Genomic DNA, 11,868 nt, shown 5'->3' on the forward strand with positions numbered 1-11,868 from the left:
TCTTTGATACTCGCCGACGAGTCTTTGATACTCGTGAATGAGTCTTTGATACTCGCCGACGAGTCTTTGATACTCGTGAATGAGTCTTTGATACTCGTGAATGAGTCTTTGAACTCCACTCCTTTGCCCCCCTACCCTCTACTCAAAAACTGCTCCCCTGTTCTCCCTCCCCTCTTTAAGTGCATCTAGTTGAAACAGGAGTAACTCAATACCGTAATATTTGTTTGTCCGCCCTATTGGTTTCATACCCAGTCTTTGAGTTACACGGATTGAGGCATGATTTTCTGGCTTAACTACAGCATAAATCACTGGCAAGTTGAGGACACTAAACCCGTAGTTGAGCATAACTCGTCCTGCTTCTGTTGCATACCCTTTACCCCAAGAAGTTCGCCTCAAGTGCCAGCCTACTTCATAATCTTGAGTGGGTAAACCATCTTTGTCGGGCAATTGTAACAGAAGAATAGTTCCTACAATTGTTGTAGTTTCCTTTTCAACAATTGCCCAAGATCCAGTACCATTGTTGCGTTGGTGCATTCGCTCGATACCTTCGATCAAGCGCTGACGCTGTGACTCAATGCTTGCGGGGCGAGAAGCTTTACGTAGAAAGTGCGTCACTTCCGGGTCATTATAAATTACAAAGGCTTGCTCGGCATCGCGTTCGGGTATCCAACTGCGAACGATCAAGCGTTCGGTTTGCAAAAGATTTGTCATCTTGCTTTTGGCTAAAATAAATCGCCATTCTGCAAAATACTAAGATACTTATGGTTGAGCAGTCAAAAGTTTTGTAGACAATTACACAAACGAAATATGGCGATCGCTATGCTATAAGCAGTTATCCAGAAGTTCAACTACCGTTGGTTATGCAATCGCAAATTCTGAATCTTTCCGCAGTTCTTCAGATCGGAACCCTAACACAATCCGATCCTTTGTGATACCTGCCTTTACTAATTCTGTTGCTACCCCCTCTTCAGTGCCATCACGTTGAATCCAAATTTTGCCATCAATAATATCAATGTGAATCAGACAGCCGTGAACACGACGTGTTGCAGTTGGAGAGAGTTCTGGCACTGGTTCTCGACCAAGAATCATCACCAAATATCGATCCTGTTCTTTATCAAAAATAGTTTCATGCTGAATATCACCGTAAGAGTAAGGAATTTTCGTGTGTTCAGTAAGAATGCTGCAAATTATCTGTCTGTATTGTTCCAGAGTAGCCATCGGACTATAACCTCCCGCTTTGGATTGAAAACGATGAGAGGAATTTTGTAATCTTCTAATATAAGTTTACCAAGCGGTTCTTCCTCAAAAATGTCAGTAAAAATATCCTTATGAACAGCAATATACAAAACCCTATCTGGATAATTGCGAGACATTACAGCAAGGTAAGTAAAGTACTGACCAATTGCCTGTTCAGGGTCTACCACTTCCGATTAACCACTGAAGGTCTTGATTTCAACAGCAATTTTCTGGGTTCCTTTTTCTGCTATGAGTAACTTTTCGGCTGCCAAATCCAGGTAAAGATCCTTTTTCCCCCACTTGAGATGAAAAGGATCGTCGGTAATCGTCCAGGCATCTTTGATCAGCGCATTCTTCAAGTTCTCGTGGTAACGATCTCTAGCTGGCATACATTACTCGAATTACGAATTACTACCCTCGACTTTTGCGACTTCCAGCATCGTCTTTAAAACCGAATCTGGATTCAGGCTAATCGAGTCAATTCCTTGTTCAACCAAAAACTGGGCAAATTCTGGATAGTCGCTGGGTGCTTGTCCACAAATGCCGATTTTGCGATCGCATTTTTTCGCCGCTTCTATCGCCATTTTTACCATTCGCTTTACACCCTGACTGCGTTCATCAAATAACCGCGCCACTAACGCCGAATCTCTATCTATCCCCAATGTCAACTGAGTTAGGTCGTTGGAACCAATTGAGAAGCCGTCAAATACCTCAGCAAACTCCTCAGCCATAATCACATTATTCGGCAACTCGCACATTACATAAACCTGCAAGTCGTTAACACCTTGCTTTAAACCATTTTTTGCCATCTCTGCCAAAACCAAACGCCCTTCGTCGGGAGTGCGACAAAAGGGAATCATTGGGATAACATTTGTCAAACCCATTTCTTCCCTTACCCGCTTGATGGCATGACATTCTAGGGCAAAAGCTTCTCTGTAACCTTGATCATAGTAACGCGCCGCCCCCCGCCAACCCAGCATTGGGTTTTCTTCATGGGGTTCAAACTGTCGCCCACCTAACAAATTGGCATATTCATTACTTTTGAAATCTGACATTCGCACAATTACAGGTTTGGGATAAAATGCCGCCGCAATTCTACCTATACCTTGAGCTAATTTATCTACAAAATACTGGGGTTTATCCTCGTAAAGTGCGGTAATGTCAGCAATTTTAGCTTTGACAAATTCATCTTTTAACAAGTCATAGTGAATCAACGCCATTGGATGAATTTGAATTTGGTTAGCAATGATAAATTCTGTCCGCGCTAAACCTACGCCATCGTTGGGAATTGCAGATAAACTCAATGCTTCTTGAGGATTACCCACATTCATTAAAATTTGAGTGCGGGTGCGGGGCAAATTTTCTAAAGGAACTTCTTCCACTTCAAAAGGTAATAAGCCTGCATAAACTTTTCCCTCTTCCCCTTCAGCACAAGAAATTGTTACCTCTTGACCAGGTTTTAAAATTTCTGTAGCATTGCCGCATCCGACGATCGCAGGTACACCCAATTCTCGCGCAATAATTGCTGCATGGCAGGTGCGCCCCCCAGAATTGGTGACAATTGCACTGGCACGTTTCATAATTGGTTCCCAATCGGGATCGGTTCTCTCTGTCACCAAAACTTCCCCAACTTGGAACTGTTCTAGTTTCTGAACATCTAAAATTAGGCGTGCTTTTCCCTGACCAATTGCTTCCCCAATCGCACGTCCCGTGACAAGAGGGATTGGGGATTGGGAATCAGGGAGTGAGGAGTGGGAATTTTCCCCATTCCCTATTCCCCATTCTCTATTCCCCAATACCAACCGATAACTCCGCAACACATTTCCCGTCTTCTGCGATTGGACGGTTTCAGGACGCGCTTGTACAATAAAAAGTTGGTTAGTAATCCCATCTTTTGCCCACTCAATATCCATTGGAGTGAAAATGCCGTGGACTTGGGAATAATGGTCTTCAATTAAACATGCCCAACTTGCTAGTTGTAAAATCTCTTCATCACTCAGAGCGAATTTACCTTTTTCGCTGGGCGAAACCGAAACATTTTTCGTAAATTTTGAGCCGTCATCATAAATCATTTTCAGTTCTTTGCTGCCCAATTTTTTATCGATAATTGGGCGAAAACCAGCTTTTAAAGTTGGTTTAAAAACATAATATTCATCGGGATTTACAGACCCCTGAACAACATTTTCACCTAAACCGTAGGCGGCTGTAATTAGTGCCGCATCCTTAAAGCCTGTTTCTGTATCAATGGAGAACATCACCCCAGAGGTTGCTAAGTCAGAGCGCACCATTTTTTGCACACCCACAGCCAGAGCAATGCTAAAGTGGTCAAATCCCTTGGTATGGCGATAAGAAATAGCGCGATCGGTAAATAGAGAAGCAAAGCATTTATGACAAGCTGCTAAAACTCCTTCAACACCGACAACGTTGAGGTAAGTTTCCTGCTGTCCAGCAAAACTAGCATCGGGAAGGTCTTCAGCAGTGGCACTAGAACGGACTGCTACATCTGTGTCTGCATTGTATTGTTCACAAAGACTATGGTATGCTGTGGCGATCGCCTCACGCAATTCTACAGGAAATGGTGTGTGAATTAATAGCGATCGCGCTTTTTTGCCGCGTTCTCGTAAATTTTTGACATCTTCAACATCCAAGTCAGCAAAAAGTTTGCGTAGCTTTGCTTCTAACCCTGCTGATTGAATGAAATGACGATAAGCGTAAGCAGTAGTAGCAAATCCTGTAGGAACGTTAATGCCTTTGGGTGTTAGCTGTTGAATCATTTCCCCTAGTGAGGCATTTTTACCACCAACTACTGGTATATCAGCAATACCAATTTCATCAAACCAGAGAATGAGCGATCGTTCTTGGGCAGATACAGACAAAGTGCTTTTAGATACTAGAGTCATAAATATTACCTTTTAAATTTATACTCAACTTGTAAGTGCATAACTGCTACTATATTTATTTTTGCCATATTCAACTTTAGATTTTTGGTTCTGTCGCGTAGTTTGATATTTGGTGATGAAATACAAAATTATCAGCAAGAAAAATTAACACTTATTCAGTTTAATAACTCGATCAAAATACCGGATGTAATACATGATGGCGCAGCTAGAACGACTCCTAAAAATGGCAGAAGATGAACTAACTGAATACAGCACTGATGCCCGCAAAATAGAAAAACTACGCCGTAAAATAGGTTTATCGGTATCGGCAGCCGAGCAGAGGCAAGTCAAAGAAGCATTATTAGCTAATAAACAATCTAATATAATTACTCAAGTTATAGAAGAACAAAGACAAGCGGTAGCCTTACCATTTTGGGGAATTGCTGGATTGGGTTTGTTATGGGGAATTTCTTTAAATCAACCTCTAGGCTTGTTAGCGTCTGTAGTTGGTACTGTATTAGCTTACAGAATTCAAAAATGGGGTTGGCAATTACAGGCAAGGAGTTTATTATTACAAACATTGTCAGATATTGAAGCACGTATTGCCCAACCTAATAAGTAATAAAACAGATGCACTTTACTTTATAGATAAATTATTTGTATGTATCTGTAGTTTAATATACAAGTTAATCGACTAGTCAATTGATTGACACCTCGTAAGTACTTAACTAATTACTTTAGGATCACCATAGCAAAAAAAATTAGATATTGGATTTGAGATCAGGTATTTATTCAGATGGTTTGCGTGCAATGAATACTGCATGACCCTTTGACAGAAGGTATTGACCATAACTACGGGTTGTTTCAACTTGGAAACCCACGCCAGAGAGTTCACTTGCAATAGCTGTCGCTTCGTATAACCGCACGTGGTGTACTTCGTCAGATCGTCTGTAGTGTTCCCCCATCTTGCGGAAGCTGGTAATTCAGCGAGTCAAAGTTATTTGCTCTTGATCCTCCTTTTTTTCAACTAATACTACCCAGCCCTCTCCTTCAGTGAATCCCCTAATTGTGGTACTTTGTGCAACTTGTCCTTTCTCCGCAATATCGAAGAGGAATACACCTCCAGCATTTAAGGCGTTATATATGCGGTAGAAAAGCTGAACAAGGGTTTGGCGATCATTGTCTGGATCAAATAGGTAGCTGAGGCATTCACCAATGGATGTGACGACATTGCATGAAGGAATATCTGTCTTAAATAGTGAATCGATCCGAAATTCGGCATTCGGCACTCTTGTTCGTGCAATATTAATCATCGACTCAGAAATATCGACTCCGAGAACATGATAATGAGCCTTGGTGAGTTCTTGTGCCCATAATCCGCTACCGCAACCCAAGTCAACCACTAGTCCATCATGTATTTTGTTTTGAGCCAGGATTTCTAAGATGCCTGGAGCAGATTTAAGAGCGAAGTCACGAAAACCGACATCATGAATAAATGCAAGGTCTTCTTTGTACCACTTATTCATATTGCTTAGTATCAGCGGTCTAACTTAGAGAAATTCAGGATTAAGAAGTTGTTCCATAGTAAAAGGACACTTAAAAGGATGTTTGAAAAGTCGATGAAAGGTATAATTCGTCATTCTGAACGTAACGAAGTGGAATGAAGAATCCCGATTTTCCGTTAAATTGTGAGATGCTGTAATATTGGTTTTCCTTTCTATAATCAACTAACGAGATCGGCGATCGCCTCTGAAGCAGGGACTACAGCTTCAGGTTGATAGCGGATGCCAGCTTGCTTGAAGCGATGTAAAACTTCACCCAAGCGATCGCAGTCTGCAATCAAACTGATCCTAACATAACCCTCACCTGCAACCCCAAAGGCATTACCTGGAGTAACCACAACGCCTGTTTGTTGCAACACGTTCAGGGCAAAATCTGTGGAACCAACACCAACGGGACACTTCACCCAAAGATACATCGTCGCCTTGGTTTTGGGAATATTCCAACCCAACTCTCCTAACCCCTGAATGAGGAAATCGCGGCGGGTACGGTAGCGTTGTTGTACCTCATGCAAATACACATCTGGCAGTTGCAAAGCTGTTTCGGCTGCTGTTTGTAATGCGGCAAAAATGCCGTAATCCAAGTTAGTTTTCAGCGTCCGCAAACCTTGAATTACATGGCGGTTGCCCACGACAAACCCGACGCGCCAACCAGCCATATTGTAGGTTTTAGATAAGGTGTGAAATTCCACACCAATATCTTTTGCACCGGGAATTTCTAATAAGCTAGTGGGTTGATAACCATCAAAAGCTAACTCGGCATAACACAAATCATGCACCAGTAAAATTTCATATTTGCGGGCGAAGGCGACGATTTCTTCAAAAAATTCGCGGGGGGCTGTGGCGGCGGTAGGATTGCTAGGATAGTTAAAATAAAGAATTTTAGCTTGTTTGGCAACCTCGTCAGGAATAGCAGCTAAATCAATTAACCAGTCATTTTCGGGTTTGAGAATCAAACTGTGGATTTTGCCGCCAGCGATCGCTGGGCCGCGAAAATGTGCCGGATAAGCTGGGGAAGGAACCAGAACTAAATCACCAGGGTTAACATAGGCGAGTGCTAAATGGGTTAATCCTTCTTTAGAACCGAGTAGTGGCAAGGCTTCGCTATCAGGATCGAGAACCACACCATAACGGCGATGATACCAGTTAGTGATGGCACGGCGGAAACTAGCTGTGCCCTCAAAGGGTGGATAACCGTGATTCGCGGGATCTTTTAAAGCAGCGATCGCCGCTTCAACAACTGGTGCTGGCGTTGCACCATCCGGGTTTCCCATACCCAAGTCAATTAAATCTAACCCTTGTTCCCGTGCTTTAGCTTTCAGTTCATCTAAACGGGCAAATACATAAGGTGGTAGTTTTTGTATGCGTTCTGCTGGGACAATCCAATTTAAACTCATAAAACCTCGTCACTCATTCCCTTGGGCGAAACTCGATTTGTAGTGTCTCTACTATCTATCGGTGCAGTGGTAGAAACCATTGCTGCCATCAGCTGTTCTGGCGCGACTTTAAACGGTAGTCGATGGATGTCAGAATTAGGAACTAGAGCCATTTCGGCGGCTGTTTGCAACTCGCATAATGTAATATTGCCCAATCCCAAATCACTTAATTTTTGGGGTAGTCCAATTTCTGCGTAGAACTTTAACAACTGTTGCCGTGCCGATGCTGCTAGTTGATTGCCTTGTAGCATTTCTTCTAAACGCAGTTGCACCAAAATCCCAAAAGCAACTTTTTCGCCATGAATACTGCCATGTCCTGAAATATGAGTTAAACCGTTATGCACGGCATGGGCGGCAACAGTGCGACACTGTGCCCCTCCAAGTCCCCCAACTACCCCAGCTAATAAAACAGTCGCATCTACCACTTCTCGCCAAACCTCACAACCTGGTTCTTCGAGGGCGGCGGCTGACTTTTGCAAGAGGATATCTCGCAAAACTCGTGCTTGTTGCACCGCAGCAATAATTAAAGTGTCTTGCAAGTGTCCACTGCTAACTGAAGCTTCGTACCACTTAGCGATCGCATCACCAATTCCAGCTACTAAGGTACGTTGTGGTGCAGTTTTAATCAAGTCATAATCGAGTATCAATAAATCGGGACAACGAGATAGCCCCACATCGTAGAGAAAAGCCCCATCTTCCGAATAAACATTCGATAAGGCACTCCAAGCTGCACAAGTAGCCCCGGAAGTGGGAATTGTCACCACTGGTAGATGTAACTGCTGCGCGACTAATTTCGCTGTATCTAGGGCTTTGCCGCCACCAACACCCATAATGACATCAGCTTTATGTTCTTTTGCCTTCTTCTGTAAAGATTTCAGACTAGCTTCGCAGCAATCTGCACCATAAGAAGCTTGGACAGTATGGAACTGTTGCGCTTCTAAAATTGGTTGTAAATTTTGTTGGCTAATGGCGAGAGTAGACTTACCTGCCACAATTAAAGGACGACTTCCCAAACAGGCGATCTCTGCTGCAGCTGTTTGCAACACCCCAGAACCACGGATTACTTTTGCGGGGGAAACTGTGAGCGTAAAGAATGAACTAGAGGTTTGAGTAGACAAAGAAGGTTGAGTAGAAAAATTATTGGGCATATAATCTCGTTTGCCAAAACCTTGATATTTCTTAATCAAATAGACTGGCTATTGGGGATACTTGTTGCCAAGCTGGTTTTTGGATGGCTCCAACCTTCCACTCGGCTTATCTGGATTTTAGCCAAGTAATTAAATAGACAAGTCCTGTTGCCAATAGATTGAGTAGTTTGACGACATTGCTTGCATCTATAAATACCCATTGACCTGAAATTCCGAACTATCAAAGTTTTGAATAACCGTATAATTAATTAACATTACCATTGTCATATTCTCAAGAAAAGCAATCGAGAATTGATAATGTGTAGGCGATCGTGCTATTTGATGCAATTTTTAGCTACAGATATATATGTAAAGTATGGAAATATATGCCCCTACAACTCCTTGATTTGCTGCAAAGAATTTTGAAAATGGCAACAGGGGCAATTAGGACAACAACTGACAAATTACAACTCTTAGTACTCATTACCCCACGCTAATTAACTTTTTTCCACAGTATAACCACTAAAGTGTAAATATCTTAATCTAAAAATAACCATTAATGTATCAGTAAATACAAAATAATTTTTGTCATCCTGATAACTGGTAAATTATTTTTTTTCTCTGAGCATGGGGCATGGGGCAAAACAGTTCCGTTAGCGGAAGCGGGGCGTTTAGCCCGTTTCGAGTTCCGAGTGCTGAGTAAAGAAGTGAGACCCCACTCAGCACTCAGCACTCAGCACTCCTGAAGGGCATGGGGCATTAATTATTCTTTTCCGCTCTCCCTGCTCCCTGCCTCTTAAGCTTTGGGTTTTGGCAATTGAGCGAAATTGTCTGTGTAAATTTTGACTGTTACTGGGGAATTTTGATGAGAAATGAGCGATCGCTTGACCTCACCCAAGTAAACTGGGACAGAAATCCCTGTTTCTCGGTGGATAATGGTACGGGCGCGAACTGTCAAATTTTCGTCTTCTCGTGTACCTGAGCGACCATAAGAAAAGAGATTACTAGCTGCTTGACGTAAAGTTGCTTCTAATTGTGTGGGTGTAATTTGGGGTGATGTGGCAATCACCGCTTGTGTTGACCCATTGTCATAAACTAGAGTGTACCGGACTGCTCCGGGAATCACAGTCCGACTTAAGGGGACTATTGAGAGTCCAAATAAACCAGCAGTCACCACCAGCATAAAGCCAGTCGTACCCACCAACCGAAAGCGGATGCCCCATTTGAGAATAAAAGCCAAAAATGTCAAGGCAGCAAATATCAAGGTAGCTATACCTGACCATTGGGTGTACTGAAGAAAGTTAGCTGTTGTGAGCATAAGGTTGGTTATGGAGGCGTCTTTTTTTCGTTACCGACACACCCATTTTACCGAGAGCTTACATCGATTACCTGTGAGGTTGCATAGATAGAACAACTTGCTCAAGCCTCTTGTATCACCAAGCCTAATTTTGTACAGTTTCACAAAGAATTGGTACTACACCATAAAGGTTATCGGTCATAATAAAGTTTCAACTTGTGTTTAGCTTAAGTTTAGCGGTGAATTGGAGCCAACCTCAGAACAATTGAAACAGTTATACAGAGTCTTGACTTGACTAACGCGAATGTATCCCCGGTTTACCTAGTTAGCTTAGATGAGCGAACAGATAACATCGTAGTAATAGCAGGTGAAGAGACAGTTGTAGTAATTAATCCAGAAGGAGAGGTTGATTATGAATAAGCCTAATTTTAGAGAAATGACACGCAAGCAATTGCGAGATTATATCTTACAAAATCGTGGCGATACAGAAGCAATTCACGCTCTAGCATAACATGTTCAGTCTAATGGCAAACGTCTTAATTCAGTAGATGAGCTACAAAAAATCATCCAAGAAAAACGTAGCCAACGCTTAGAGCCATAGCTAAAAAACACATCATCATTCCGTTAGTGAGTAATTTAATTTTGTTAGGTTTTAGCTAATAAATCTGGGAAATAAATTCTTTAACCAACTTTCCCCGCCTCCCTAGTACCGCAAGGTGGAAGTCAAAAGTCAAAAGTATTATGAAATGAACTTTTTAGAGTTTTTAAATGGTTACTATATTTATGCCGTGACGTACTAGTTTTCCTAGAACAGTATTGGTTCACCGGAGACGATATGGGAATTTTTAGATGTCTGCAACCTAGTTTGAATACTATCAATTATTGCTAGCCAATCAGCATCTCTGTTCCATTCAGAGTGAATCCTGGTTTTAGTTGCTGCGTCGTAGAGGTTACAAAAAACCACATTCTCTTCTCCAGCAGTTGCAGCGATAATCAAGGGCTTGGAAAAGTCCTGTATTAGCGATGCAGCTAAAAGAAAACTTTTAGCAAAGTTCGTTTCTATTCCAGTTCTAACAATATAAATTTCATCTGCTCTAACAACAATGTCTAACTTAATGTTGTCTCTTTCTCTAAACTCTTTCGTCGTTAATTTAATATCTGATAAATAACCAGTCAGCCCTTTTTGCTGAACAGGAATGGTCATTTTATTATTAACATCATAATTATACCACAGATATGATTCCCCGCTTAATTCTCCTTTTTTCACATATAAATAAATAGGTTCTGGTGGGTTACAAAGACCTAGTTTAATTTCAGCAATCATATTTTATATTCCTTTATCAAGGATAAAAATTGTCAGATATTGCGTTAAATTCAATCTTTTTAAGATGGTGTTTAACTGAATAAAAATAATAAATATACAAAAGGGCATCTACAAGAGATGCCCGTCATGCAGGAAAACCCCAAAGGGATGTCCCTACACCTTCCCAACAATCAGCAACAGTGACTAATAAGGTATTAGTCACACTCACAGACGTGAATATAACAATCTTATTAACTTAAAACTCTTAATGTCCCCAGTGCATACACTGAAAAAACTAATAGCTAAAGTTGATGAGATGCAAGCTTGTCTTTTTCGTGATAACGATGTACTACTCCAGAAATGGCAGCCAAAATTAGCCATGAAAGCGTATTCAAACGAAAATCGAAGAGGGTTACATCTACTGTATTCAATAAAATCCACCCAACAAAGGACAGAAGATAACTGAAAAATATCAATCTGTCTGCTATATTTATATATTTTGACTTTTGCAGTAATTGGACACTTGTAATCAAAATCCAAGCTAGTAAGCCACAAAATAAAAAAGTACTGGGAAAACCAGTTTCAGCAGATAACATCAAAAACAAGTTATGGGGATGACCCAAGGGAATGTGCATCTTTGCTCTGTAAAGTGTACTAAAACTGCGTAACCCCCAACCAGTCCAAGGATGTTGTTGAGCTAAAGACCAGGCAAACTCCCACTGAGTTTTTCGCATTAAAGCGACTGGTCTATCTGGATACATATCGTCATTTAACCTTGCCCAAAAGAATGCAGGAACTACCAAGCGAAAAATGTGAGCAATTGGTGAAGGAGCAAAAGCTGCCAAAAACACACTAGAGACGATCGCAGCAACGCTACTTACAAGAATGCGCCAACCTTGGTAGAGTGCATAAGCTAAACAGGCAAAAATAGCGATCGCCCATCCATTGCGTGAGTTGGTGAAAATTAAAGTAATGAAATTTGTAATCACCGCCACGGTTAAGAAGAGAAGGGGGAGTGGGGGAGATGAGGG

At 41.6% G+C, this 11,868-nt stretch carries 12 protein-coding genes and 1 pseudogene; 3 read left to right on the forward strand and 10 right to left on the reverse strand.

The window, feature by feature from the left end; all coding sequences use genetic code 11:
• Positions 1-138 precede the first annotated feature (138 nt).
• The 4 genes and pseudogenes from ACFE93_RS31815 to ppsA all read right to left on the reverse strand — a co-directional run bounded on the left by ACFE93_RS31815 (position 139) and on the right by ppsA (position 4,136).
• Complete coding sequence (locus ACFE93_RS31815) at positions 139-711, reverse strand: GNAT family N-acetyltransferase (protein ID WP_375479677.1); 573 nt, start codon at positions 709-711, stop codon at positions 139-141.
• Positions 712-858: 147 nt separating this feature from the next.
• Positions 859-1,218, reverse strand: coding sequence for a XisI protein (locus tag ACFE93_RS31820; RefSeq protein WP_375479679.1), 360 nt, complete (start codon positions 1,216-1,218; stop codon positions 859-861).
• A pseudogene (locus ACFE93_RS31825) lies at positions 1,188-1,625 on the reverse strand (element excision factor XisH family protein). Before ACFE93_RS31825 ends, ACFE93_RS31820 begins: the two are co-directional and overlap by 31 nt.
• A 12-nt stretch (positions 1,626-1,637) precedes the next feature.
• Entirely contained in the window at positions 1,638-4,136 is a 2,499-nt protein-coding gene (ppsA, locus tag ACFE93_RS31830) for a phosphoenolpyruvate synthase (protein WP_375479681.1), read from the reverse strand.
• A 196-nt stretch (positions 4,137-4,332) separates the two neighbouring features.
• Between ppsA and ACFE93_RS31835 the strand changes: the two genes are divergently transcribed.
• A complete protein-coding gene (locus ACFE93_RS31835; protein ID WP_375479696.1) occupies positions 4,333-4,737 on the forward strand; it encodes a hypothetical protein in 405 nt (134 codons plus the stop codon).
• 361 nt (positions 4,738-5,098) lie between these two features.
• On the opposite strand, the gene ACFE93_RS31840 is transcribed toward ACFE93_RS31835, so the two are convergent.
• The 4 genes from ACFE93_RS31840 to ACFE93_RS31855 all read right to left on the reverse strand — a co-directional run bounded on the left by ACFE93_RS31840 (position 5,099) and on the right by ACFE93_RS31855 (position 9,555).
• Positions 5,099-5,641 carry a class I SAM-dependent DNA methyltransferase gene (locus tag ACFE93_RS31840; RefSeq protein WP_375479683.1) on the reverse strand — a complete coding sequence of 181 codons (543 nt, stop codon included), beginning with the start codon at positions 5,639-5,641 and terminating at the stop codon, positions 5,099-5,101.
• A gap of 197 nt (positions 5,642-5,838) precedes the next feature.
• Complete coding sequence (locus tag ACFE93_RS31845; RefSeq protein WP_375479685.1) at positions 5,839-7,071, reverse strand: aspartate aminotransferase; 1,233 nt, start codon at positions 7,069-7,071, stop codon at positions 5,839-5,841.
• A complete protein-coding gene (locus tag ACFE93_RS31850; protein ID WP_375479687.1) occupies positions 7,068-8,258 on the reverse strand; it encodes an iron-containing alcohol dehydrogenase family protein in 1,191 nt (396 codons plus the stop codon). Before ACFE93_RS31850 ends, ACFE93_RS31845 begins: the two co-directional genes overlap by 4 nt.
• Before the next feature lie 775 nt (positions 8,259-9,033).
• On the reverse strand, positions 9,034-9,555 hold the full coding sequence (locus ACFE93_RS31855; RefSeq protein ID WP_375479689.1) for a Ycf51 family protein: 522 nt from the start codon (positions 9,553-9,555) through the stop codon (positions 9,034-9,036).
• Positions 9,556-9,810: 255 nt separating this feature from the next.
• Here ACFE93_RS31855 and ACFE93_RS31860 point away from each other — a divergent pair, with 255 nt between their 5' ends.
• Together ACFE93_RS31860 and ACFE93_RS31865 are read left to right on the forward strand one after the other, a co-directional pair.
• Positions 9,811-9,954 (forward strand): DUF6888 family protein, encoded by a 144-nt coding sequence (locus ACFE93_RS31860; protein ID WP_375479698.1) that lies wholly within the window; start codon positions 9,811-9,813, stop codon positions 9,952-9,954.
• The gene (locus ACFE93_RS31865; protein ID WP_375479691.1) at positions 9,947-10,045 is read left to right on the forward strand and encodes a DUF6887 family protein; all 99 of its coding nucleotides are present in this window, start codon (positions 9,947-9,949) and stop codon (positions 10,043-10,045) included. The genes ACFE93_RS31860 and ACFE93_RS31865 overlap by 8 nt, the downstream gene beginning before the upstream one ends.
• A gap of 294 nt (positions 10,046-10,339) precedes the next feature.
• On the opposite strand, the gene ACFE93_RS31870 is transcribed toward ACFE93_RS31865, so the two are convergent.
• Both ACFE93_RS31870 and ACFE93_RS31875 read right to left on the reverse strand, forming a co-directional pair.
• Positions 10,340-10,858 (reverse strand): hypothetical protein, encoded by a 519-nt coding sequence (locus ACFE93_RS31870; RefSeq protein ID WP_375479692.1) that lies wholly within the window; start codon positions 10,856-10,858, stop codon positions 10,340-10,342.
• A 281-nt stretch (positions 10,859-11,139) separates the two neighbouring features.
• Positions 11,140-11,868, reverse strand: a 729-nt coding sequence (locus tag ACFE93_RS31875) for an O-antigen ligase family protein (RefSeq protein WP_375479694.1), incomplete at its 5' end; no start/stop codon positions are given.

The organism is uncultured Nostoc sp., from assembly GCF_964247315.1.
Classification (GTDB): domain Bacteria; phylum Cyanobacteriota; class Cyanobacteriia; order Cyanobacteriales; family Nostocaceae; genus Nostoc.